The organism is Pantoea sp. SORGH_AS_0659 (assembly GCF_031453915.1).
Lineage (GTDB): Bacteria > Pseudomonadota > Gammaproteobacteria > Enterobacterales > Enterobacteriaceae > Pantoea > Pantoea leporis.
The window spans coordinates 654,560-680,161 of record NZ_JAVJAK010000001.1; the positions used below are offsets into that span (position 1 = coordinate 654,560).

The 25,602-nt window shown below is 56.6% G+C and carries 21 protein-coding genes; 19 read left to right on the forward strand and 2 right to left on the reverse strand.

The window, feature by feature from the left end:
• Positions 1–36 precede the first annotated feature (36 nt).
• From Q3H59_RS03245 to Q3H59_RS03260, 4 genes are read left to right on the forward strand one after another with little or no spacing between them, the layout of a single operon-like run.
• Positions 37–1,476 carry a circularly permuted type 2 ATP-grasp protein gene (locus Q3H59_RS03245; RefSeq protein ID WP_101761811.1) on the forward strand — a complete coding sequence of 480 codons (1,440 nt, stop codon included), beginning with the start codon at positions 37–39 and terminating at the stop codon, positions 1,474–1,476.
• On the forward strand, positions 1,470–2,399 hold the full coding sequence (locus Q3H59_RS03250; protein ID WP_101761812.1) for an alpha-E domain-containing protein: 930 nt from the start codon (positions 1,470–1,472) through the stop codon (positions 2,397–2,399). The genes Q3H59_RS03245 and Q3H59_RS03250 overlap by 7 nt, the downstream gene beginning before the upstream one ends.
• Positions 2,396–3,196: a transglutaminase family protein gene (locus Q3H59_RS03255; protein WP_101761813.1), complete on the forward strand. Its 801-nt coding sequence runs from the start codon at positions 2,396–2,398 to the stop codon at positions 3,194–3,196. The genes Q3H59_RS03250 and Q3H59_RS03255 overlap by 4 nt, the downstream gene beginning before the upstream one ends.
• Before the next feature lie 17 nt (positions 3,197–3,213).
• Positions 3,214–3,918: a proteasome-type protease gene (locus Q3H59_RS03260; RefSeq protein ID WP_101761814.1), complete on the forward strand. Its 705-nt coding sequence runs from the start codon at positions 3,214–3,216 to the stop codon at positions 3,916–3,918.
• 35 nt (positions 3,919–3,953) lie between these two features.
• On the opposite strand, the gene Q3H59_RS03265 is transcribed toward Q3H59_RS03260, so the two are convergent.
• Positions 3,954–4,574, reverse strand: coding sequence for a response regulator transcription factor (locus Q3H59_RS03265; RefSeq protein WP_101761815.1), 621 nt, complete (start codon positions 4,572–4,574; stop codon positions 3,954–3,956).
• A gap of 275 nt (positions 4,575–4,849) precedes the next feature.
• On the opposite strand from Q3H59_RS03265, the gene Q3H59_RS03270 reads away from it, so the two are divergent.
• From Q3H59_RS03270 to Q3H59_RS03290, 5 genes are all read left to right on the forward strand, one after another.
• Positions 4,850–6,550, forward strand: a complete 1,701-nt coding sequence (locus Q3H59_RS03270; protein WP_101761816.1) for a lysophospholipid acyltransferase family protein — start codon at positions 4,850–4,852, stop codon at positions 6,548–6,550.
• A 566-nt stretch (positions 6,551–7,116) separates the two neighbouring features.
• Positions 7,117–8,184, forward strand: a complete 1,068-nt coding sequence (locus Q3H59_RS03275) for an ABC transporter ATP-binding protein (protein WP_309833156.1) — start codon at positions 7,117–7,119, stop codon at positions 8,182–8,184.
• A gap of 34 nt (positions 8,185–8,218) precedes the next feature.
• The gene (locus Q3H59_RS03280; RefSeq protein WP_405042184.1) at positions 8,219–9,199 is read left to right on the forward strand and encodes an ABC transporter substrate-binding protein; all 981 of its coding nucleotides are present in this window, start codon (positions 8,219–8,221) and stop codon (positions 9,197–9,199) included.
• Between the two features lie 2 nt (positions 9,200–9,201).
• On the forward strand, positions 9,202–10,938 hold the full coding sequence (locus Q3H59_RS03285; protein WP_210081132.1) for an iron ABC transporter permease: 1,737 nt from the start codon (positions 9,202–9,204) through the stop codon (positions 10,936–10,938).
• 200 nt (positions 10,939–11,138) lie between these two features.
• On the forward strand, positions 11,139–13,982 hold the full coding sequence (locus Q3H59_RS03290) for a bifunctional diguanylate cyclase/phosphodiesterase (RefSeq protein WP_192412104.1): 2,844 nt from the start codon (positions 11,139–11,141) through the stop codon (positions 13,980–13,982).
• Positions 13,983–14,043: 61 nt separating this feature from the next.
• Here the strand turns inward: Q3H59_RS03290 and ftnA are convergent, their stop codons facing one another.
• On the reverse strand, positions 14,044–14,550 hold the full coding sequence (gene ftnA / locus Q3H59_RS03295) for a non-heme ferritin (protein ID WP_101761821.1): 507 nt from the start codon (positions 14,548–14,550) through the stop codon (positions 14,044–14,046).
• A 238-nt stretch (positions 14,551–14,788) separates the two neighbouring features.
• Between ftnA and Q3H59_RS03300 the strand changes: the two genes are divergently transcribed.
• From Q3H59_RS03300 to deoD, 10 genes are all read left to right on the forward strand, one after another.
• Positions 14,789–15,892, forward strand: a complete 1,104-nt coding sequence (locus Q3H59_RS03300) for an amidohydrolase (RefSeq protein WP_210081135.1) — start codon at positions 14,789–14,791, stop codon at positions 15,890–15,892.
• 239 nt (positions 15,893–16,131) lie between these two features.
• On the forward strand, positions 16,132–17,721 hold the full coding sequence (prfC, locus tag Q3H59_RS03305; protein ID WP_101761823.1) for a peptide chain release factor 3: 1,590 nt from the start codon (positions 16,132–16,134) through the stop codon (positions 17,719–17,721).
• Positions 17,722–17,982: 261 nt separating this feature from the next.
• Entirely contained in the window at positions 17,983–18,597 is a 615-nt protein-coding gene (gene osmY, locus Q3H59_RS03310; protein WP_101761824.1) for a molecular chaperone OsmY, read from the forward strand.
• A gap of 93 nt (positions 18,598–18,690) precedes the next feature.
• Complete coding sequence (locus Q3H59_RS03315) at positions 18,691–18,852, forward strand: DUF1328 domain-containing protein (protein WP_007893192.1); 162 nt, start codon at positions 18,691–18,693, stop codon at positions 18,850–18,852.
• Positions 18,853–19,031: 179 nt separating this feature from the next.
• On the forward strand, positions 19,032–20,084 hold the full coding sequence (locus Q3H59_RS03320) for a patatin family protein (protein ID WP_110867276.1): 1,053 nt from the start codon (positions 19,032–19,034) through the stop codon (positions 20,082–20,084).
• Positions 20,081–20,860, forward strand: coding sequence for a TatD family hydrolase (locus Q3H59_RS03325; RefSeq protein ID WP_309833166.1), 780 nt, complete (start codon positions 20,081–20,083; stop codon positions 20,858–20,860). The genes Q3H59_RS03320 and Q3H59_RS03325 overlap by 4 nt, the downstream gene beginning before the upstream one ends.
• Before the next feature lie 291 nt (positions 20,861–21,151).
• Positions 21,152–21,931, forward strand: a complete 780-nt coding sequence (deoC, locus tag Q3H59_RS03330; protein ID WP_110867274.1) for a deoxyribose-phosphate aldolase — start codon at positions 21,152–21,154, stop codon at positions 21,929–21,931.
• A 157-nt stretch (positions 21,932–22,088) separates the two neighbouring features.
• Positions 22,089–23,411, forward strand: a complete 1,323-nt coding sequence (deoA, locus tag Q3H59_RS03335; protein ID WP_309833169.1) for a thymidine phosphorylase — start codon at positions 22,089–22,091, stop codon at positions 23,409–23,411.
• Positions 23,412–23,505: 94 nt separating this feature from the next.
• Positions 23,506–24,729, forward strand: a complete 1,224-nt coding sequence (deoB, locus tag Q3H59_RS03340) for a phosphopentomutase (protein WP_101761829.1) — start codon at positions 23,506–23,508, stop codon at positions 24,727–24,729.
• A gap of 33 nt (positions 24,730–24,762) precedes the next feature.
• On the forward strand, positions 24,763–25,476 hold the full coding sequence (deoD, locus tag Q3H59_RS03345; RefSeq protein WP_008103284.1) for a purine-nucleoside phosphorylase: 714 nt from the start codon (positions 24,763–24,765) through the stop codon (positions 25,474–25,476).
• The last annotated feature ends 126 nt before the right edge of the window (positions 25,477–25,602 follow it).

The following is a 25,602-nucleotide window of genomic DNA, read 5'->3' on the forward strand; positions in this document are numbered from 1 at the left end:
AGAGAGTGAGGTCCTCTGACAAGCGCCGGGTAAATCATGAAAGAAAGCTACCAGATAGCATCACAATTCTATGATGAGATGTGGCTGAGCGATGGCCAACACCGCGCTCACTACCAGCAATACTGGGAATGGTTACAACAGGCGGACAAAGAGGCCGTGGCGCGCAAACGTGAAGAAGCGGAACTGCTGTTTCATCGCGTCGGCATCACCTTCAACGTCTACGGTGATGACGGCGGCGCGGAACGTTTAATTCCTTTCGACAGCGTGCCGCGCATCATTCCTGCCAGCGAGTGGGCAATGCTCGATCGCGGCATTCGCCAGCGGGTACAAGCCCTCAACGCCTTCCTGCACGACATCTACCATCAGCAACTGATCCTCAAAGCCGGCATCGTGCCCGCTGAACAGGTGCTGGTGAACGATCAATATCAGCCCTGTATGCAAGGCGTCGATCTGCATCGCCACATCTACGCGCACATTGTTGGGGTAGACATGGTGCGCAATAACGACGGCGAATATTACGTTCTCGAGGACAATCTGCGCACGCCGTCTGGCGTCTCCTATATGCTGGAGAACCGCAAGATGATGATGCGCCTCTATCCGGAACTGTTCGCCGGGCAGCACATCGCGCCGGTAGAGCGTTATCCTTCGCATCTGCTGCAAACCCTGCGGGAAAGCTCGCCGGTCAACGATCCGGTGGTGGTGGTGCTGACGCCGGGCCGCTTTAACAGCGCCTACTTCGAGCACAGCTTCCTCGCGCAGCAGATGGGCGTTGAGCTGGTGGAGAGCGCCGATCTGTTCGTCAAAGATGGCGCGGTGATGATGCGTACCACCGCCGGGCCGTGCAAAGTCGATGTGATCTATCGTCGCGTTGATGATGCTTTCCTCGATCCACTGGCGTTCCGCCCGGATTCGATGCTCGGCGTGCCGGGCTTGTTGTCGGTGTATCGATCCGGCAACGTGGTGCTGGCGAACGCGATCGGCACCGGCGTCGCCGATGACAAATCGATCTATCCCTACGTACCGGACATGATCCGTTTCTATCTTGATGAGGATCCGATCCTCAATAACGTACCCACCTGGCAATGCCGCAAACCGCAGGATCTTACCTACGTGCTGGCCAACCTGGCGAAAATGGTGGTGAAAGAGGTGCACGGCGCAGGCGGTTACGGCATGTTGATTGGCCCGGTGGCGAGCCAGCAGGAGCTGAGTGATTTCCGCGATCGCCTCAAAGCGCGCCCGGAAAACTACATCGCGCAGGACACGCTATCGCTCTCCACGTGTCCAACCTTTATCGATAACGGCCTCGCGCCGCGCCACATTGATCTGCGCCCGTTTGCGCTGTGCGGCGCGGATATTCGTCTGGTGCCCGGCGGCTTAACCCGCGTGGCGCTGAACGAAGGTTCGCTGGTGGTGAACTCGTCGCAGGGCGGTGGCACCAAGGACACGTGGGTTCTGGAGGATGACGCATCATGCTAAGCCGCACGGCCAGTGGCCTTTATTGGATGGCGCGCTATCTTGAGCGCGCAGAACAACTTGCTCGCGTGTTGGATGTGACCAACCGTTTGTCGTTAATGCCGGTGCGCGGTGACCAGGGCGACGATCTGCTGCTGCCGCTTAATCTCACCGGCACGCGTGAACTGTTTGAAACCCTCAACGGCCGCTTCACCATGCCGCAGCTGTTCAACTTTTTCGCCCTCGACGATCGCAATCCGTGCAGCATTTTCAGCTGCTGGCAGGAGGCGTGGAACAATGCGCATGCGGTGCGCGGCAGTTTGTCGTCGGAAGTGTGGGAGAGCATCAACTCGACGTGGATTGAGATGCGCAATACGCGGCGGCGCGGTATTACCAGCGCCAACGCCGATAGCTTTTTCGATTGGGTCAAAGAGCGCTCGCACCTGTTTCGTGGCGCGATGTTCGGCACCTTGCTGCGCGGTGATGCCATGAGTTTTATCCGCATCGGCACACTGATGGAGCGCAGCGACGGCACCGCGCGTTTGCTGAGCGTCAATCAGCAACTGCTGGAACAACAGTCCGATTCGGTACGCGAATATTATCGCCTCGACACCTTGCTGCGCGCGGTGTCGGCGCGTGAAGCCTACAACGCCATCTTTAAGCAGCAGCTGTTACCGGATCTGGTGAATGAGATGCTGATCCTGCGCAGTGAAAGTCCGCGATCGCTGCACTCCTGTATTGATGAGATCGCTACCCAGCTCGAGCAGATCGGTAGCAGCGGCGAAGATCGTCCGCGTTATCTGATCACCGTGCTGCTGGCGGAAATCAGGTTTAGTACCTGGGAAAGCCTGACCCAGGAAGGGTTAACGCACTGGCTCAATGCATTCCTGACGCGCCTGAACGCGCTGGCAGACAGCATCAATCACACCTATCTGGAGGCGAAATGAGACTGAACATCGAGCACAAAACCCGTTACGCCTACGAGCAGCAGGTGACACTCAGCACCCAGTATCTGCGTTTGACGCCGCAAAATTCGGTGCATCAGCAAATTATTTCGTGGGATTTGGAGCTGCCCTGCGCAGCCACCTGCACGCAGGATGCTTACGGCAACGTGATGCATGTGCTAACGCTGGATACGCCGCATCAGCAACTCGATATCGCCGCGCGCGGTGTGGTGGAGATCCTTGATGCCGGCGAGTGGGCACCCGATCCGGAGTGCGCGTTGTCGCCGCTGGTGTTTCTGCGCGCCACGCCGCTGACGCTGCCCAATCCCGAGATCCGCGAGTTTGCCCAGCGCTACTGGCGGCCGGAAAAGCCGCTCGCCAGCCTGGAAAAGTTGATGGATGAATTGCTGCTGAAGATGCCGTATCGTCCCGGCAGCACCCAGGTAACTGATACCGCCGCGAAAGTATTTGCCGCAGGCAGCGGCGTTTGCCAGGATCACAGCCACGTGTTTCTCGCCTGCTGTCGCACTCTGGGAATTCCGGCGCGCTATGTAAGCGGCTATCTCTATACTGAAAACGTTGAGCACGTCGCCACTCACGCCTGGGTTGAAGCCTGGCTGGATGGCAGTTGGCACAGCTTTGATATCACCAATAATACTCGCAGCACGCGCCAGCATTTACGTCTGGCGGTTGGTGTGGATTATCTCGATGCCTGTCCGGTGCGCGGTATGCGGCTGGGCGGCGGCGGTGAAGATATGCTGGCGGTGGCTGCGGTGCTTCAGGTGCATGCGCAGCAGTAATCAGAACAGGCGTAACTATGACTTATTGTGTGGCAATGCGTTTATCGTCAGGGATGATTTTTGTCTCTGATTCGCGGACCAATGCGGGCGTCGATCATATTTCCTCATTCCGTAAACTGCATGTGTTTCAGGTCGATGATGAACGCACGCTGGTGCTGCAAAGCGCTGGCAATCTGGCTACCACGCAGAGCGTGCTGAGCCTGCTGCGACGGCATAACGGCGATAACGATCAACCTAATTTGCTGAATGGACGATCGCTGTATGACATTGCGCTGATGGTGGGTGAAACGCTGCGCGAGGTGATCAAGCGCGATGGCGAGGAGTTTGGCGGCACGCTGCTGCTGGGGGGACAAATTCGTGGCGAGGAGCCGCGTCTGTTCCAGATCTATCCGCAGGGCAACTTCATCGAAGCCAGCGTTGATACGCCTTATTTCCAGATTGGTGAGAGCAAGTACGGCAAACCGATTATTGACCGCGTGCTGCGCTATGAAACGCCGCTCAGTCAGGCGATGCAGTGTGCGTTGATTTCAATGGATTCCACGTTAGCGAGTAATATTTCGGTGGGATTACCGCTGGATGTGATGGTCTATCGCACCGACAGTTTCAGCGATAGCGAGCAATATCACATTACCGAACAGCATCCCTATTTTTCACAAATTCGTCAGCTGTGGAGCAAAGGATTGTTGAGCGTGTTTTCGCAGCTGCCACCGTTAAAACTCTAATTGAGTGGGGTCGCCATTCATGGCGACCAGGTTTTTCACACTAACTCATTCAATTTTGCTGTCATATTAATGCCACTAATCCCTTTTAAACCTAATTTACGCAGGATTTTTATTTTATAGGTACTCACGGTTTTACTACTGAGTTGCAATTGTGAGGCGATCTCTTTATTTGTCATTCCCGACGCCAGTTTCACCAACACCATCAGTTCCCGGCGCGTCAGGCTCATCAATTTTTCACTCTCAATTAACTCGTTTACCTCGGCCGCTTCCTCCGTTACCGGATAAAAACGCTTACCACATTCCACCTCTTTTATTGCGGTAAGGAGAGTGTCTAAATTGCCGCGTTTACACACATAGCCTTCCACGCCTAATTGCAAGCAACATCGTTGATAAAAAAGGCTTTCTGACGCGGTATAAACAATGATTTTGAGGTCTGGCAACGCGCGCTTAATGTCCGTAATCAACGGAATGCCAGCGCGCCCAGGCATGGTGAGATCGAGCAGCAAAACGTCCGGACGTGTCCTATGCAGCTCGGTAATTAACAGATCGCTTTTATTAGCAGTGCCAGCGATGGCGTAGTGATATGACTGCAGTAATGCCTGAATGCCCGTACAGATTAACGGATGGTCATCAACAATAAATACCGAATGAATCATATGTGTAGCCCAGAGGAAAAAATAAAAAATAAACGCAAAGTTAAAACACCCTTTAACAAACTATTTAACTGGTGTGACCAGATTAATTCACGCTGCTTAACAATAAGCTTTAAGTCATGTCTTGAATTTGGGGTTTTAAGGTCAGTTTTTGTTTTTTATGCGCAAGAACAATGCAAGTGGCTGCTTTTTAGGCTTTCACGACGCCGCAGTCATAAATCTGAAAACAAGCCGTTTTAACGTCGAAGCGATAAACCGCTGCGTGTAAAAGGTGAATGATGTTTTCCGTTGATCAGCTTCTCGATACCTACTGGCCAGGTCATCAACCGGCAAACTGGCAGAAAAGCGCCCTGAAATGGGCCGTTCGCGAACATGAATTCCAGGCGTTTGCCGCCCGCTATCGTCATCTGAAAGGCGTGGATATGGTGGAGCAGGTACTGGAGCATCTTGATGTGCGCTGTGAACTGAGCGAGCGCGATTTGGAGCAGATTCCCACGCGTGGCCCGGTGGTGATTGTTGCCAACCATCCGCTCGGTGCGCTGGATGGTTTAGCATTGCTGGCGGCGGTTTCGCAGGTGCGACGCGATGTGAAAATTGTCGCCAACCGCATGTTGATGATGCTGGAGCCGATCAACAACATGATGTTGCCGGTGGATAACATGGGCAACCGTACCAGCCGCGAACAGCTAACGCGCATGCAGCAGCATCTCGATAATCAGGGCGTGCTGATTATCTTCCCAGCGGGTGAAGTGTCGCGCCTTTCCAGCCGAGGCGTGCGCGATCGTCACTGGCATCACAGCTTCTTACGCCTCGCGGCCCGCGCTCGCGCGCCCATCGTGCCAGTGCACGTGGTGGGGCGCAACAGCCTGGCATTTTACGCCGCCGCAAAAATTGCCTCGCCGCTCGCGTTACTGATGCTGGTACGCGAAATGTTTCGTCAGCGCGGTTCGCGCATTAAGTTACACATCGGCGAACAGATCCCGTTTGCCAACTGGCATGATGGCCACACGCCGGGCAAAGAGCTGGCGAAGCGGCTGCGCAAACATCTGTATCGCATTGGTCAGGGACGACGCGGCTTGTTTCAGACCGAAGCGGCGATTGCGCGGCCGGAAGATCGCGCCGAACTGAAAAAAGCGTTGATGGAGAGCGAGCGACTCGGCACGCTGCCGGATGGCAAGCAGATCTACCTGTGGCGACGCAACGGTGCCAGCTGGGTGCCGCTGCTGCGTGAGCTCGGGCGCTTACGGGAAGTGGCATTCCGCGCGGTGGGTGAGGGCAGCGGGCGTCGTCGCGACCTCGATAAATACGATGACGATTACTATCACCTGATTCTGTGGGACGACGATGCGCTGGAGATCGTCGGCGCCTATCGCTTTATTCCGGGCGCCGAGCAGCTGGAGCGTCGTGGGCTGGAAGGCATCTACAGCGACAGCCTGTTCCACTACGACGAGCGCATGTTGCCGATCATCAATCAGGGGCTGGAGCTGGGCCGCAGTTTTATTCAGCCCGCCTATTGGGGCAAACGCGGCCTCGATTATCTGTGGATGGGCATTGGTGCCTACATCGCTAAATATCCCGAAACCCGCTACTTATTTGGTCCGGTCTCGATCTCGGGCGGCATGCCGCTGGCGGCGCGCGATCTGCTGGTGGCGTTCTATCGTCTCTATTTCCCTACCGAACTGCCGCTGGCGACTTCACGCCGCCCTTATCCTGCCTCGTTACCGGAAGTGCTGGCGCAGTTCACCGGCGATAACTACAGCGAAGATTTACGCCGGTTGAAACATCTGCTGGCGAATCTCGGCACCGCCATTCCCACGCTCTACAAGCAATATTCCGAGGTGTGCGAGCCGGGCGGCGTGCAGTTTATCGATTTCGGCAGCGATCCCGATTTCAATAACTGTATTGATGGCTTAGTGCTGGTGGATCTCACGCGGGTGAAGCCCGCACGTTATGAGCGCTATATCGGCATGCATCTGTGAATCGCGTCATGCCGCTTAGTTAAGCACGGAGCGGCTTTCGTTCGCCTTGAACCTGGGCAGTTGCAGCACTTCGGTGCGGCGACCGAGCAGAGGACGCCTGGCCGCGCCCTCTGCACTCCCGGGCCTTGCGCCAGCCCAACCCGCCGCTTCGCGGTGCCTTCACTCATTTACGATTCCTGACGGACCGGCGGCGATTCGCTCCTGCTCAGCGCCGCCTCTCGCCGCATCCCTGCGGCTCGCCCTGGAATCTCTCATTCGTTCAGCGGGTTAGGATGTCGCCCCAACACCCGCGCTGCAGCAGTGGTGCGTATCCTTAACTCAAAATCGCTATCCATCCGCTGGGATTGCCATTCATGGCAACCAGATGCGCATAAATGCAGACTCTCGAAAAACCAAGCCAGGCATTCTGAGACTGCTGGATGCTTAGCGGGCGGTACCCCTGCGATGTCAGCGCGCTGCTTATCAGACAAGCATTACGCCATTTAGGGCGACCAGCTTCAATGTCATGGAATCGTCATCACAGTGTCGTAGGGTCTTAGCCGGACGGTTAGCGAAAGGCCAGAAACATGGCATCAATCACACTGCGCGGGCTGCGCAAATCCTTTGCGGCGCAGCCGGTATTGCAAGACATCTCACTGCAGATTGCGCAGGGAGAATTTATCGCCGTATTGGGCCCGTCGGGCTGTGGCAAAACCACCTTGCTGCGCCTGCTGGCCGGTTTTGAAACCGCCGATGCCGGAGAGATCCACGTGGGCGAACGCTGCTTCGCTGCGCCGGGCGTGCATCTGCCGCCGGAAGATCGTCAGCTTGGCGTGGTGTTCCAGAGCTATGCACTATGGCCGCATATGACGGTGGCGGAAAATGTTTCCTACAGTCTGAAAGTGAACGGCGTCGCGCGTGCCGAGCGCGAGCGCCGCACGCAGCAGGCGCTGGAGCTGGTGGGATTGGAAGCGTTCGCCGCCCGTCGTCCCGCCGATCTCTCCGGCGGTCAGCGTCAGCGCGTGGCGCTGGCGCGCTGTTTAGTGGCGCAACCGACCTTAGTTCTGCTCGATGAGCCGCTCGCCAACCTCGATGTCCACCTGCGCGCCACCATGGAAGAGGAGTTCCGCCGCTTCCATCATCACAGTCACGCCACCTTGCTCTACATTACCCACGATCAGCATGAAGCGATGGCGCTGGCCGATCGCATCGTGGTGATGGATGCCGGCCGTGTGATGCAGTTCGCCACGCCGCAAACGCTGTGGCGCGAACCGGCGAACGCCATGGTCGCGCGCTTTATTGACGACGGCAAAGTGCTGCCGATCAGCGATATCGAACCGCTCGGCGAGGGCCGCGCTTATGCCACGCTGTGCGGTATGCGCGTGTCGTTACGCTGCGCGCCGCATCAGCGTCCGCAGCCGCAGGCGCAAGCCAGTTTTCACGCAGTCGATTTCCACTTAGCCGCGCCGGGCGAACCACAGTTTGCCGCGCGCGTGCAGCGGGTGATCTATCGCGGCGGCCACTATCAGCTCAACGTGACGCCGCTGGCCGCGCCCGAATGCAGCATCACGCTGCTGCTGGCCGATCAGCCTTTACCCGTTGTCGACGCCACTGTGGGTGTGACGCTGCGTGACGGCTGGATTCTTCCTTCTTAATCTTCTAAACCTTCAGGGAAATGCTATGCGTACGATGTTCAACGTGTTGATGTTAGCCAGTGGATTCGTGATCTCTGCCGCCAGCTTTGCCGACGAGGCGCCAGCAGGGAAATTGGTGGTTTATACCTCGCAGGCACCCGAAATTGCCCAGCAAACCATGGATGCGTTTAAAGCCGCCTATCCCAATGTGCAGGTCGAGTGGACGCGCAACGGCACCACGCAGTTAATGAACGTGCTGCGCACCGAAATGATGAGCGGCGAAGCCAAGCCGGATGTGCTGCTGATTGCCGACGCCATCAACCTCGGCGCGCTGAAAAACGAAAACCATCTCTACAGCTACAGCGATGCGCCGCTTAGCCACATCAATCCATCGTTTTACGACAAAGACAAAACCTTCTTCGGCACCAAAATCATCGCCACGGTAATTGCCTACAACACCCAGTATGCGCAGCCGATTGATAGCTGGAACGCGCTGGCGGTGGAAGCCAACAAAGGGCAGATTGCGGTACCAAGCCCGCTTTACTCCGGCGCGGCGCTCTACAAGCTGCACACCGATATCAACACGCCATCGATTGGCTGGAGCTTCTACAAAAAGTTGGCGGCCATCGGCATCGCGCCCCAGGGCGGCAACGGTCCGGCGCTGAAGGCGGTCGCCAGCGGGCTGGATAAATACGGCATCATCACCGACGCCGACGTTATTCTGGCGAAGAAAAAGGGTTCACCGGTGGATCTGGTCTATCCCAAAGAGGGCGTGTCATATGTCACCGAACCGGTTGCCATCATGAAAACCGCGCACAACCTGCCGGCCGCCAAAGCCTTCGTTAACTTTATGCTTTCCGAGCCAGGCCAGAAGCTGGTGGTCGAGCAGGGCAACCGTCCGGTGGATGATCGCGTCTCAGCACCGGAAGGTTTCACGCCGATCAATAAAATCAAGCTGCTGTCGCCGGACGTGGCGAAAGCGATCAAAGAAGATGCGGCAGTGCGCGATCGGTTCAGCGCGCTGTTTGGTGGCTAAGCATGAGCGTGTTGAGCAACGAATGGCGCAATGTGACGCGCAAAGCGCCGCGCGTTAACAGCGAACGGCTGATTCTGGCGCTGCTGGTGCTGCTGATTGGTTTGCTGTCGGTGGCGCCGCTGATGCGGCTGGTGTGGACCGCCATTGCGCCCAGCGGCGTGCCGGATATCGCACGCTTAACGCGCCTGCTGGCGAGCGATCGCGTGTTGATCGCCAGCGGCAATACGTTGCTCATCGCGCTCAGTTCTACTCTGATTTCCGTGGTGCTCGGCACCGCCGCTGCGTGGCTGGTGGCGCTTAGCGATCTGCGCGCCAAAACCGCGTGGGTGTTTGCGTTTATCCTGCCGCTGATGATTCCGCCGCAGGTGACGGCGCTGGCCTGGCTGCAGGCGCTGGCTCCGGGCAGTCCGCTGGCGCTGCTGTTCGCCACGCTGGAGTTGCCGTGGTTTGCGCCCGGCGAGCAGCCGCTCTACTCCTTAACCGGCATTGTGCTGCTGCTCGGCACGCACAATGCGCCGTTGGTGTTCCTCACCGTGCGCGCCGGTTTGCGCCGCTTGCCCGCCGATTTGGTGGAAGCGGCGCAGGCCAGCGGTGCGTCACGCGCGCGCATCCTGTTCACCATTGTGCTGCCGCTGGCGCGCCCGGCAATTTTTGCCGGTGCCGCGCTGACCTTCGTTGCGGCGGCGGGCAACTTCGGTATTCAGGCGATGCTGGGGATTCCGGCGCGCGTGCCAACGCTGATCACGCTGGTGTATCAGCAGTTGAATGGCATTGGTCCGAGCGCGCTGCCAAACACCGCGGTGTATGCGTTATTGATTGCGGTAATTACGCTGGCGGGCATGGCGGCCAGCGCCTGGTTGGGCGGACGCCATGATGTGCGCGTCAACGGTGCACCGCGCCTGTGGCAGCAATCGCTGGGGCGCGGGCGTATGGCGGTTGAGGGCGTCGCCTGGCTGTGGATGGCGCTGACCTTGCTGTTGCCGCTCAGCGCGCTGTTGATCACCGCGCTCACCAGCGGTTTTGGCCAGGCGCTGAGCTGGCAAACGCTGACGCTGGAGAACTTCCGCGCCGCGTTGTGGGGTTATCCGGCGGTGCGACAGGCGTTTCTCACCAGCCTCGGATTGACCACGCTGGCGGCGCTGATTTTAACGGTTTGCGCGCTGTTTCTCGCCTATTTCCTCAGCTGGCGGCGAACTCAATTAGTGCGCGGATTGTGGCTGGCGAGTGAACTGACCTATGCGCTGCCGGGCATTGTCACCGGCGTGGCGGCGATGCTGTTTTTCCTGCGTCCGCTGCCGATCGTTAATGTCTCGCTGTATGGCACGGTGTGGATCATCCTTGCCGCCTATCTGGCGAACTTCCTCGCGCTGGTGCTGCGCCCAACGCTGGCCGGATTCGCCCAGTTGGAACCGGCATTAGATGAAGCGGCACGTTTGTGCGGCGCCGGTTTTCTGCGCCGCATGCGCGACATCTTATTGCCACTGGCGGCACCGTCGGCGCTGGCGGGCAGCGTGCTGGTGTTTCTCACCGCGCTGAATGAAATCCAGGTTTCGGTGCTGCTGGTCACCTCGCAAACGCAAACCATCGGACCGACCATCGTATTCCTTGATGAAGGCGGATCCGCGTCGCTGGCGGCGGCGGTGGGCTGCCTGATGATTGTGGTGGTTTGCTTATTAATGGCGGTTGCCACACGCCTGACGCGACGCTTGCCGCACGGCATTTTACCGTGGCAAGCGTAACGCCAGCCTGCCGTCAACGTATGATGATTTGTGAAGTATCCTACTGAACATTTTCTCGCCACTGCCGATAACTTACCTACCAACATTTGTCTGCGGATGAATAGCGCTTGTCAGCGCTGCGTATTTGCGCTTAAGTCTGCTTGATAATTAAGAATTTTCTTAAGTTTCGACGATACCAGCCCAGCAATAGGCGAATAACAATGAATAATAACTCTGACGTCATGTACCGACTTTTGGTACAGAGCGTGGTGGATTACGCCATTTACATGCTCAAACCCGATGGCACGGTGGCGAACTGGAATAGCGGCGCGCAGCGCGCCAAAGGTTACACGCCCGATGAAATCGTAGGGAAGAATTTTGCGCTGTTCTACAGCGAAGACGATCGTAAAAACGGCGCGCCGCAGCGCGGACTGGCGACCGCAACAGCAACCGGGCGCTTTGAAACCGAAGGCTGGCGTTACCGTAAAGATGGCAGCGCGTTTTGGGCGCATGTGGTGATCGACGCCATCCGCGATGAGTTTGGTGAGCTGCTGGGTTTTGCCAAAATCACCCGCGACTGTACCGAGCAGCAAGAGCAGCAGCGTAAACAGCGCGAGCAGGAACAGCGCTTTCGCATGCTGGTGGAAGGCGTCAGTGATTACGCCATCTATATGCTCGACTTGGACGGCAACGTGGAAAACTGGAACGTAGGCGCACAGCGCGCGAAAGGCTACGTTGCCGAAGAGATTGTTGGACAGCACTTCTCACGCTTCTACAGCGCCCAGGATCGTAAAAACCATATCCCGGAAAAAAATCTCACCACCGCCTTCAAAACCGGTCGTTTCGAAGACGAAGGCTACCGGTACCGCAAAGATGGCAGCGCATTTTGGGCACATGTCATCATTGACGCGATTCGTGATGATGCCGGCAAGCTGATTGGCTACGCCAAAATCACCCGCGACTGCACCGAACAACAGGCGCTGCTGCGTAAACAACACGAGCAGGAGAAGAACTTCCGTCTGCTGGTGGAAGGCGTGCGCGATTACGCCATCTATATGCTGGATGTGCAGGGCCGCGTGGTGAACTGGAACAACGGTGCACAGCGCGCTAAAGGTTATCTGGCTGACGAGATTGTCGGTCAGCACTTCTCGGTGTTTTACAGTTCAGCGGAACGTCATGCCAATGCGCCCGAAGCTAACCTCGGCATTGCGTTGAAAACCGGGCGTTTTGAAGATGAAGGCTGGCGCTACCGCAAAGATGGCTCGGCATTTTGGGCCCACGTTGTTATCGAAGCGATTCATGATGAAAGCGGCAAACTGATCGGTTTCGCCAAAATTACCCGCGATATCACCGAACGGCGTGAGAACGAGCAGCAGCTGCTGCGCGCACGGGATCTGGCCCAGTCGCAGAGCGCGAAAATGTCGGAGCTGTCGGGTTTTCTCGACACCATCATCAGCAATATTCCCTCGTGCGTGATTGTTGAAGACGCCATCAGCCGTGAAATCCTGATGGTGAATGACAAAGCCGAGCAGCTGTTTGGCATTAATAAAGCGCTGATCATGCATAAGCGCCCGCACGAATGTATGTCGGCGGAGCTGGGGGATTACTTCAACAGCCTGGCGGATGTGGCGCTGCGCAGCGAAGGCATTCACTCGCGCGAACAGCTGCTGCTGACGGCGGGCGGCGAGCGCATTCTGCATACGCGCGCCACCACCATTAGCGGCAAAGATATGCGTCAGAACTACGTGATGCTGATTGTTGAGGATGTGACCGACCAGCGTGAAGCCGATGCGCGCATTCGTCACATGGCACATCACGACAATCTCACCAGCCTGCCGAACCGCGTGCTGTTCCGCCAGAAGCTGAGTGAAGCGCTGCGCGTCGACAGTCAGAACCACCAGGTCAGCGCCACGCTGTGTCTCGATCTTGATAACTTCAAAAACGTCAACGATGCACTCGGCCACCAGATTGGTGATGACCTGCTGCGCGTGGTCGCAAAACGCCTGCGCAGCGCGCTGCGCGATCACGATACGCTGGCGCGCATTGGCGGCGATGAGTTTGCCATTGTGTTACCCAATGTTCGTGCTGCCGATGAAGCGGCGGTGGTGGCGCAGCGGCTGATCGAGGCGATTCGTCCGCCGATCAACGTTGAAGGGCATAATCTGTCGGTGGGCTTGAGCGTTGGCATCGCGCTCACCTCGCAGGCCACCAACACGCCGGAGCATATGCTGCGCTGCGCCGATATGGCGCTGTACGAAGCCAAACGTAATGGCCGCAATCGCTTCGAACACTTCACCATTGAGATGGACAATCAGGCGCGCAGCCGTCGCGTGATTGAGAACGATCTGCGTGATGCGATTTCTGGTCGTCAGCTTAAGCTTTACTATCAGCCGATTACCAACGAGCAGGGCATCATCGGCTATGAAGCGCTGATGCGCTGGCATCACCCGATCAAAGGGCTGATCATGCCGAACGATTTCATCCCGATCGCTGAAGAGACCGGTTTGATTCACATGCTCGGCGCCTATGCGCTGTATGAAGCCTGCCGCGAAGCGCAGAGCTGGAACACCGAACAATCGGTGTCGGTGAACCTGTCGCCGCTGCAGTTTAAAAACAGCTCGCTGGTGTCGGTGGTGGAAGGTGCGCTGCGGGAATCCGGGCTGGCGCCGCATCGGCTGGAAGTGGAGATCACCGAATCAGTGCTGCTGGACGACACGCTCGGTAATATCCGCACCTTGCAGAGTTTGAAAACGCTTGGCGTGCAGATTGCGCTGGATGATTTCGGCACCGGCTACTCATCGCTCAGTTATCTGCGTTCATTCCCGTTCGACAAAATCAAAATCGATAAGTCGTTTATCAACGATATGGGCGACAGCCGCGAGGCGCTGGCGATTATCCGCGCCATTACCGGCATGAGCCGCAGCCTCGATATTCAAATTACCGCTGAAGGCGTGGAGAACGGCGAGCAGTTTGCGAAGCTGCGCGAAGAGGGGTGTACGCTATTCCAGGGCTATTTCTTTGGCCGTCCGCAGCCGTCGGAGTTGCGGTTGAAAGAGTTGGAATAGGCATAAAAAAACGCCCGACATGTCGGGCGTTCTCAATTTTTGCTGTGTGTAATCTTTATTATTATGCGCCGTGGCCGTCGACGGACATGTGGCCGAGATCTTTGTCCACCAGGAACAGGCCTTCGCCTTTGTTGCCGACCATCGCCAGTTTATCCAGCACGGTTTTGAACAGCTTCTCTTCTTCATGCTGCTCGGCAACGTACCACTGCAGGAAGTTGAACGTTGAGTAATCCTGGGTGGTTAAGGCGGTGTGCACCAGCTCGTTGATTTTTTTGGTAATCAGCTGCTCATGCTTCAGCGCTTCTTCCAGCACGTCGTTCAGTGAAGTCCAGCTAATCGCTGGAGCCGCAATGCTGCCCAGCACCGGCAAAGCGCCGGCATCGCTGACGTAATCGAACAGCTTCTGCATGTGCTGCATCTCTTCGCGAGAATGCATTTTCAGGAATGAAGCGGCACCTTCATAGCCTTTATCGCTGCACCAGGCACTCATCTGCAGATAGAGGTTGGCAGAGAAGAATTCGAGGTTCAGTTGGTCGTTTAAACGCGAGGTCATTTCAGCAGTTAACATGGCTGAGTCCTTTTTAATTTGTCAGGTGAAGTACGGCGAATTATGCATCAATCTATACTTTTTTGTGAAGGGTTTTTCGCAAAAAGGTTGAATTTATCTTATTGATTGTAAATGGAATTATTCCACATGTTGAATGCGAGGAGTTCTCACTTTTGACTAATTTTCATTCACGCTGGATTGATTATAGCTGCGCATCGGGCGATGCTGAGGCTTGCCTTTACTTGTCAGGAGCTTAGCGGTGTCGAACGTCTTAGAGCATTACCATTTTCTGCATGAAATTCCCGAACTGGGTTTTCAGGAATTCAAGACCTCTGCTTATATTGCCGATCAGCTGGAGAGCGCCGGAATTAAGGTGACGCGCGGCATCAATAACACCACCGGCATGGTGGCGGAAATCGACAGCGGCGTGCCCGGTCCGGTGCTGGCGCTGCGTGCGGATATGGATGCGCTCGGCCACATCATTGATGGCGTAGCCTGTGCGCGTCACACCTGCGGCCACGATGGCCATTCGTCGGTGGTGCTGACGGCAGCGCAAGAGCTGATGAAAGAGGGCGCGATCAAGAAAGGGCGGCTCAAGCTACTATTCCAGCCGGCGGAAGAGCTCGGTGCGGGTGCGCTGGCGATGATTGAGGGCGGCGCGCTGGAGGATGTGGAGATGATTCTCGGCTTCCACGTGCGTCCGCTGGAAGAGTGTCATGTGGGACAGGCGACGCCAGCGGTGATTTACTCTGCCTGCAGCACGCTGGAAGCCACCATCAAAGGTGCACCGGCGCATGCGGCGCGTCCGCATTTGGGCGTCAACGCGCTGGATGCGGCGGTGCAAGCTGTGCAGGCCGTCAACGCCATCCATCTGCCGCCGGGTTTGACCTGGAGCGTGAAAGCTACACGCTTTCTGTGCGATGCGGGCGTGACCAACTCGGTGCCGGATGAGGCGCGCGTGGTGTGGGATCTGCGTTCGCAGGAAAACGCGCCAATGGCGGTGCTGAAAGAGAAAGTCACGCTGGCGATTCAGCACAGCGTGGCGGCGCTGGGTGCCACGGCGGACGTGGTGGTGCTAAAAGAGATGCCGGCGGCAGAAATTCATGAAGAAGCCACGGCGGTGATTCGCGCGGCGATTGTCGACGTGCTGGGCGAAGCCGGTTTGCTGGATACCAAAACCACGCCGGGCAGCGAAGATTTCTTCTATTACCCGGTGAAAAACCCGCAGGTGAAAGCCGGTTTCTGGGGATTGGGAACCAATCTGGTGCCGGGTTTACATCATCCTGAGATGCGCTTTGAGCTGAGCTCGCTGGAGATTGGGGTGAAGATCTTCAAGGCGGCCGTGGTGCGGGTGTTGGGGTGATTAGAGGGTTAGGGTGAGGGCTATTAAGGGCTCCGATTCCCCCTTTCTGCGAAATATTGTATGCTATGCCGCCTCAATGCTGACGGGATTCAGGACTGCCGCCAATGTAGATCGCACACCTCTTGCTGTGAACCGACGCCACTGCGTCGCCATTGGCCGCGTTATCCTGCGGAATAACCCCGAAACGATTTATTCGCAGCGCGCTGTCCGCGTGTTGCCCTTGAAGAAGAATTCACTCAATGTCTAATGCCTCCTTTTTAGAAGAAGTGGCGCGCCGCCGTACCTTTGCGATCATCTCGCATCCGGACGCCGGTAAAACCACAATCACCGAAAAAGTGCTGCTGTTCGGACAGGCGATTCAAACCGCCGGTACCGTCAAAGGCCGCGGCTCCAACCAGCATGCGAAATCGGACTGGATGGAGATGGAGAAACAACGTGGTATCTCCATCACCACCTCGGTGATGCAGTTCCCGTATCGCGACAGCCTCGTGAACCTGCTGGATACGCCAGGACACGAAGACTTCTCTGAAGATACTTACCGTACGCTGACGGCGGTTGACTGCTGTTTGATGGTGATCGACGCCGCGAAAGGTGTTGAAGATCGTACCCGCAAGCTGATGGAAGTGACGCGCCTGCGCGATACGCCAATCATCACCTTTATGAACAAACTCGACCGTGACATCCGCGATCCCATGGAGCTGCTGGATGAAGTGGAGAGTGAGCTGAAGATCGCCTGCGCACCAATTACCTGGCCGATTGGCTGCGGCAAGTTGTTCAAAGGGGTTTATCACCTCTACAACGACGAAACTTACCTGTATCAAACCGGTAAAGGCCACACTATTCAGGAAGTGCGCATTGTTAAGGGGCTGGCGAATCCAGAACTGGATGCCGCAGTAGGCGAAGATCTGGCACAGCAGCTGCGCGATGAGCTGGAGCTGGTGCAGGGCGCTTCGCACGAGTTCGATCAGGAGCTGTTCCTGAGTGGCGAAATCACGCCGGTGTTCTTCGGCACCGCGCTGGGTAACTTCGGCGTTGATCATATGCTGGATGGCCTGGTTAGCTGGGCGCCGCGTCCAATGCCGCGCAACACCGACGCGCGTTTGGTGGAAGCAAAGGAAGAGAAATTCAGCGGCTTCGTGTTTAAGATCCAGGCAAACATGGACCCGAAGCACCGCGACCGCGTCGCCTTTATGCGTGTGGTATCCGGCAAGTACGAAAAAGGCATGAAGCTGCGTCAGGTGCGAACCGGTAAAGATGTGGTGATTTCCGATGCACTGACCTTTATGGCCGGCGACCGTTCGCACGTAGAAGAAGCCTATCCGGGCGACATCATTGGTCTGCACAACCACGGCACCATTCAGATTGGCGACACCTTTACGCAGGGTGAAAACATGAAGTTCACCGGCATTCCGAACTTCGCGCCAGAGCTGTTCCGCCGTATCCGTCTGCGCGATCCGCTGAAGCAGAAACAGCTGCTGAAAGGGCTGGTTCAGCTGTCGGAAGAGGGCGCGGTGCAGGTGTTCCGTCCGGTGCACAATAACGATCTGATTGTGGGCGCGGTCGGTGTGCTGCAGTTCGAAGTGGTGGTCGCGCGCCTGAAAAGCGAATACAACGTTGAAGCGATCTACGAAGCCATCAACGTCTCAACCGCTCGCTGGGTTGAGTGTGATGATGCGAAGAAATTCGACGATTTCCAGCGTAAAAATGAAGTGAACCTGGCGCTCGATGGAGGTGATAACCTCACGTATATCGCGCCAACCATGGTGAACCTCAACATCACTCAGGAACGCTATCCTGACGTGAGATTCCGCAAAACGCGCGAGCACTAATCGCCGTTGCCAGCAGGGCCTGTGATTTTCACTGGCCCTGTTTTGTTTGTTACAGACTCCTCCTAATTCCGCTGTTTTTTTCTCTTTTTGGCGATATATCAACCACAAGAGCCAGCAAAAGCTGTAATCCCTACTACTATTATCCTGTCGGACGAGAAAAGAGACCTTTCGGGTTTCATTACGTCCAGTAACTCAGCAACGCCGTTCGTTGCTGGCGCATCCGCGATAACGGATGAGTTAACTGATAGAAGGATGATATCGATGAATAAGACTAAGATTGCTAAAACCCTGATTGCTGCCCTGGCCGGTTCTGCTCTGCTGAGCGGTGCGGCGTTTGCAGATGAATCACTGTCGCAGAAAGCACAGCAAACCTCCGACAGCGCGGGTGCGAAGATCGATAGCTCTATGAAAAAAGTCGATGGCTATATGGATGACAGCGGCATCACGGCTAAAGCCAAAGCGGCGCTGGTGGATGATGACGCAATTAAAAGCACGGATATCTCCGTCAAAACGCACGATGGCGTGGTGACACTGAGCGGCTTCGTGGCTTCTCAGGATCAGGCTGAAAAAGCCGTCGCGCTGGTGCAGAAAGTCGAAGGTGTGAAATCCGTCAGCGACAAACTACACGTTAAAGACAGCAAAAATGCTTCTCTGAAAGGTTATGCGGGCGATACCGCAACCACCAGCGAAATTAAAGCTAAGCTTTTAGCAGATGATATCGTGCCATCACGCAACGTTAAGGTGGAAACCACCGACGGTGTTGTGCAGTTATCAGGGGAAGTGGCGAATCAGGCACAGTCCGACCGTGCTGAGAAGATCGCCAAAGCCATTGAAGGCGTGAAAAGCGTGAAGAATGACCTGAAGGTGAAATCTTAACGCGAGCGACTCGGCACCAGCAGGTGCCGTTTCGTAATAAAAACAAAGGTGTAAATAAGCAGTTCGATTTTCACAATGGTAAAGGAGAGGCTTATGTTTCGTTGGGGTATTATCTTTCTGGTCATCGCTCTGATTGCTGCGGCATTAGGTTTCGGCGGTCTGGCGGGTACGGCAGCATGGGCAGCTAAAATTGTCTTCATTGTCGGTATTATTCTGTTCCTCGTGAGCCTGTTTACCGGGCGCAAACGACCCTGACTACTTGCGTCTCAATAGACGCTAACCCGCGAGTCACCTAAAGCGGAGACCGGTCTTGTGCGGCATACTACGAAGCCGCAACGATTGCAGAAGCAATTGGTCAGGGAACGACAATGACTGGTTCTCCGGGATGCTGCTTCGGCGACTCCCTCAGAGCAAGCAACACTGAGGGACATCCATTGGGCACACGTATTCCGTTGACATTAGGTTCATTCGAACCGCTGGCTTTAACTCCTTTTAAATCGAATAAAATCGCCTTGGTGTGCGAAGGCGGCGGTCAGCGCGGCATCTTTACCGCAGGCGTGCTGGACGAATTTCAACGCGCAGGCTTCAATCCTTTTCAACTGTTACTCGGCACCTCGGCCGGGGCGCAAAACCTGTCGGCATTTGTCTGTGGCCAGCCTGGCTACGCGCGACGCGTGATCTCCCGTTACACCACCAGCAAACTGTTCTTTGATCCGCTACGATTCGTGCGCGGCGGGCATCTTATCGATCTCGATTGGCTGATCGATATCACTAAACAGGAATTCCCGCTGGCGCTCAATACCGCCGAAGGGCTGTTTGCCAAAGGCAGCGAATTCTATATGTGCGCCTGCCGCAGCGATGATTACCGCGCCGAGTACTTCAACCCGATCAGCACCAACTGGCACGACATCCTAAAAGCGTCCAGCGCGATCCCCGGTTTTTACCGCAGCGGCGTGCAGATGGACGGCGTGAGCTATCTTGACGGCGGCATCAGCGATGCCATTCCGGTACGCGAAGCTGCGCGCCGTGGCGCGGATACCATTGTGGTGATCCGCACCGTGCCGTCGCAGGTGTCCTACACGCCGAAGTGGTTTAAACGCATGGAACGCTTTTTGTCCGACAGCGCATTGCAGCCGATGATCAACATCTTGCATCAGCATGAAGAGAGCTATCGCGAGATTCAGCAGTTCATCGAGCAGCCGCCGGATAATCTGCGCATCATCGAAATCTGTCCGCCAAAACCGCTGGCGAGCATGGCGCTTGGCAGCCGCTTGTCATCGCTGAATCAGGATTACCATTTAGGCCGCCGCAGCGGGCGCTATTTCCTCGCCACGCTTGGTCAATGGTTGAGTGATGCTGAGCCGCTGGTGCGTTCAACCACGGTTACGCCGCCGGCCGCCGTGGCGAATGCGCCTGACAATCGCCCGCTGATTACGCCCGCGCTGGCGGAAAACGATGCCGATTTTGATAAAGGCTCGCTGGCATGAAGTTTATCGACACGCATTGCCACTTCGATTTCCCGCCGTTCGTTGATGATGCGCACGCCAGCATTGCACGCGCTGCGCAGGCCGGCGTGGAACGCATCATTGTACCGAGCGTGGATGCCAGCCGTTTCGCGCTTGTGACGCAACTGGCGCAGCAGCATCCGGCGCTATATGCCGCGCTGGGTCTGCATCCAATCAAAATTGCTGAGCATCAGGAAGATGCGCACCTTGATGAATTAGCGCGCTGGCTGAAAAAGCCGGATAGCAAGCGTGTGGCGATCGGCGAGATCGGCCTCGATCTCTATATGGACGATGCGCAATTTGCCAAACAGACGCGGCTGCTCGATAAGCAGCTCAAGCTGGCGAAGCAGCACGATCTGCCAGTGATTTTGCACTCGCGCCGCACCCACGATCAATTAGCGCTGCATTTACGTCGTCACGATCTGCCACGTCGCGGCGTGGTACACGGTTTTGCGGGCAGCCAGCAGCAGGCGGAGCGCTTTATTCAGCTTGGCTATGCCATTGGCGTTGGCGGCACCATCACCTATGAACGCGCCAGTAAAACCCGCAACACCATCGCCAACCTGCCGCTCAAGGCGTTATTACTGGAAACCGACGCGCCCGATATGCCGCTGCACGGTTTTCAGGGCCAGCCCAATCGTCCGGAGCGGGCGCGCAATGTGTTTGACGTGCTGTGTCAGTTACGCAGCGAATCCCCTGAAGAGATCGCCGATGCGCTTTGGCATAACAGCCAGCAGCTGTTCGCCTTGCCTGCCTGATTCTCACCCGACAGATTCTGCATTTACGCTGCCTTACGCCTGATTAGCTACATTGATAAAGCTGAGAGTACACTTTTGCGTCCATTTTTGTGATAATAATAACAATGGCCATCACGGCGCATTCCCGCCTGGTTAGCAATTATTTGTGATAATCATCACTAAATAATTGTATTTAAATGACAGGTTTTCTTTTTCGTGTGACGTGAAACGCAATTTAACGTCACGGTATTTGTTAGAATTATCACATTCCCCGGTGGGTTGTGCCCGCCGATCTGAATTTTGGAGAGCATCATGACCGACCTGAAAGCAGCAGCACAGCGCGCATTGCAACTGATGGATTTAACCACCCTGAACGAAGACGACACCGACGAGAAGGTGATCGCGCTGTGCCGTCAGGCGAAATCCCCAGCCGGTAACACCGCTGCCATCTGCATCTATCCGCGTTTCATCCCGGCAGCACGTAAAGCGCTGCGCGAGCAGGGCACGCCGGAAATCCACATCGCCACCGTCACCAACTTCCCGCACGGCAACGATGACGTTGAGATCGCGCTGGCCGAAACTCGCGCGGCCATCGCCTACGGCGCTGACGAAGTGGATGTGGTGTTCCCGTATCGTGCGCTGATTGCCGGCAACCGCGATATCGGTTTCGAGCTGGTAAAAGCCTGTAAAGAAGCCTGCGCGGCGGCGAACGTGCTGCTGAAAGTGATCATCGAAAGCGGCGAGCTGAAAGACGAAGCGCTGATTCGTGCCGCTTCGGAAATCGCTATCGATGCGGGTGCCGATTTCATCAAAACCTCCACCGGTAAAGTGCCGGTCAACGCGACGCCAGAAGTGGCGGCGATCATGATGCAAGTGATCCGCGACAAAGGCGTGAAGCAGCAGGTTGGTTTCAAACCGGCGGGCGGTGTGCGCACTGCGGAAGACGCGGCGCTTTATCTGCAGCTGGCGGACGACATTCTGGGTGAAGGCTGGGCGGATGCGCGTCATTTTCGCTTCGGTGCCTCCAGCCTGCTGGCAAGCCTGCTGAATACGCTGGGCCACGAAACCGCGACCAGCAAAGCCGGTTATTAATCTCTTTCGCTGATGGTTCTGCGATTCGTAGCGGCGCGATTTATCGCGCTGGTTTTTACGCTTCAGCCCCGACTTAACATCGCGCGATAAATCGCGCCGCTACGGCAGGTGCAAGCTGCCGTACCATTTCAATTTCTATCCCTCCAGGGAGGCAACCGTGTTCCTGCCACAAGAAATTATTCGTAAAAAACGCGACGGCCAGGCGCTGAGTGAAGCGGAGATTCGCTTCTTCATCAACGGCGTGCGCGACAACAGCGTTTCGGAAGGTCAAATTGCCGCATTGGCGATGACCATCTATTTCCATGATATGACGCTCGACGAGCGCGTGGCGCTGACTATGGCGATGCGCGACTCCGGCACGGTGCTGAACTGGAAATCGCTGAATCTCAACGGCCCGATTGTTGATAAACACTCCACCGGCGGCGTTGGCGATGTCACTTCGCTGATGCTCGGCCCAATGGTAGCGGCGTGCGGCGGTTATGTGCCGATGATCTCCGGGCGCGGCCTTGGCCACACTGGCGGTACGCTGGATAAACTGGAAGCGATTCCGGGCTTTGATATCTTCCCGAGCGACGATCGTTTTCGGCAGATCATTAAAGACGTCGGCATCGCGATTATTGGCCAGACCAACTCGCTGGCGCCGGCTGACAAACGTTTTTACGCCACGCGCGATATCACCGCCACCGTGGACTCCATTCCGCTGATCACCGCGTCGATCCTCGCCAAAAAACTGGCGGAAGGATTGGATGCATTGGTGATGGACGTGAAAGTGGGCTCCGGCGCCTTTATGCCGACCTTCGAAGCCTCAGAAAATCTGGCGCAGGCGATTGTTGGCGTCGCCAATGGCGCAGGTTGTAAAACCACCGCGCTGCTCACCGACATGAATCAGGTGCTGGCTTCCACCGCTGGTAATGCGCTGGAAGTGCGTGAAGCGGTGCAGTTCCTGACCGGCGAGGCGCGCAATCCGCGCCTGCTGGAAGTGACGATGGCGCTGTGCGCGGAAATGCTGGTCTCCGGCAAACTGGCTGAGAATGACGCCGATGCGCGCCAAAAGCTGCAGCAGGTGCTGGATAACGGCAAAGCCGCTGAAGTGTTTTCCCGCATGGTGGCGGCGCAAAAAGGGCCGGTAGATTTCATCGAGCGCATGGATAGCTATCTGCCCGCGCCAACGCTGAGCAAAGCGGTATACGCCGATGGCGCGGGTATCGTCAGCGCGATGGATACGCGTGCGCTCGGCATGGCGGTGGTTGCGCTCGGCGGGGGGCGCCAGCGCGCCAGCGACAGCATTGATTACAGCGTGGGCTTGAGCGACGTGACCACGCTCGGCACGCAGATTGACGCGCAGCGTCCGCTGGCAATTATCCACGCCGCGTCGGAAGCGCAGTGGCAGCAGGCCGCCGCCGCCGTTAAAGCAGCCATCACGCTGAGCGACACTGCGCCAGCGATCACGCCGGTAGTTTATCGTCGCATTAGCGAATAACTGGCGCTTCTTCGTGCCAGGCAGCGGCCGTTCGGGTATACTGATCTGATCGCTTTTTTTTGACTTGTCATCGCGCATTGCGCAGGAGACTTGCATGAAACGTGCTTTTATTATGGTTCTCGACTCCTTCGGGATCGGCTCCAGCAAAGACGCCGATAAATTCGGTGATGAAGGATCGGACACGCTCGGCCATATCGCCGAAGCCTGTTTCGAAGGCCGCGCCAATGAAGGTCGCGAAGGCCCGCTGCACTTACCTAACCTGACCAAACTGGGCCTCGGCAAAGCGGCTGAGCTCTCTACCGGTCGTTTCCCGCCAGGCCTCGATCCCAACGCGGAAATCATCGGTGCGTATGCTTACGCCAGCGAATTGTCGTCCGGTAAAGATACGCCGTCGGGCCACTGGGAAATCGCCGGCGTGCCAGTGCTGTTTGATTGGGGCTACTTCAGCGATAAAGAGAACAGCTTCCCGCAGGCGCTGCTGGATACTCTGGTGAAACGTGCCGATCTGCCGGGATATCTCGGTAATTGTCACTCATCGGGCACGGTGATCCTCGACCAGCTCGGCGAAGAGCACATGAAAACCGGCAAGCCGATTTTCTACACCTCGGCGGATTCGGTGTTCCAGATTGCCTGCCATGAAGAGACCTTTGGCCTTGATCGTCTGTACGAACTGTGTGAAATCGCCCGTGAGGAGCTGACCAATGGCGGCTACAACATCGGCCGCGTGATTGCGCGTCCGTTCGTGGGCGACAAAGCGGGTAACTTCGAGCGTACCGGCAACCGTCACGATCTGGCGGTGGAGCCGCCTTCAGCGACCATGCTGAAAAAACTGGTCGATGAGAAGGGCGGTGAAGTGATTTCGGTGGGTAAAATTGCCGATATCTACGCCGAGCAGGGCATCACGCAGAAAGTCAAAGCCACCGGCTTAGACGCGCTGTTCAACGCTACCATTGAGCAGATGAAGAAAGCGCCAGATACTTCGATTGTGTTCACTAACTTCGTTGATTTTGACTCAACGTGGGGACATCGTCGCGATATCGCCGGTTATGCGGGCGGACTGGAGTTGTTCGATCGTCGTTTGCCAGAGCTGATGGAATTGGTGAAAGAGGGCGACATTCTGATCCTCACCGCCGATCACGGCTGCGATCCAAGCTGGAAAGGCACCGAGCACACGCGTGAGCACATTCCGATTCTGATCTACGGCCCGAATGTGAAGCCAGGATCGCTGGGATACCGCGATACCTTCGCGGATATCGGCCAGACCATCGCAAAATATTTTGGCCTGTCCAGCATGGACTACGGCAAGAGCATGCTGTAAAACAGCGCCCCAAATTTAATAAGGAAAATAACCATGGCAACGCCTCATATTAATGCAGAAATGGGTGATTTCGCGGACGTCGTGCTGATGCCAGGCGATCCGCTGCGCGCAAAGCACATTGCGGAAACCTTCCTCGAAGATGTGGTGGAAGTGAACAACGTGCGCGGCATGCTGGGTTACACCGGGACTTATAAAGGCCGCAAGATTTCGGTGATGGGTCACGGCATGGGCATTCCATCCTGCTCGATCTACACCAAAGAGCTGATCACCGATTTCGGCGTGAAGAAGATTATCCGTGTTGGTTCTTGCGGCGCAGTGCGCGCAGACGTGAAACTGCGTGACGTGGTGATTGGTATGGGTGCCTGCACCGATTCCAAAGTGAACCGCATGCGCTTCAAGGATCACGACTTCGCGGCGATTGCTGACTTCGACATGGTGCGTAACGCCGTTGATGCCGCGAAAGCGCTGGGCGTTGATGCGCGCGTGGGTAACATCTTCTCCGCCGATCTGTTCTATACGCCAGATCCGCAGATGTTCGACGTGATGGAGAAGTACGGCATTCTGGGTGTGGAGATGGAAGCGGCGGGTATTTACGGCGTGGCAGCAGAGTTTGGTGCGAAAGCGCTGACCATCTGTACCGTGTCGGACCACATCCGCACCCACGAGCAGACCACGGCGGCTGAGCGTCAGACCACCTTCAACGATATGATTAAGATCGCGCTGGAGTCAGTGCTGCTGGGCGATTGATTTTTTCCCTCACCCTAACCCTCTCCCGCACGCGGGAGAGGGGATTGATCGAGCTCACATATGGCAGCGTCTCCCTCTCCCCGGGGTGAGGGCACCATCCCGTAAACATCTGACACACTTTTACCC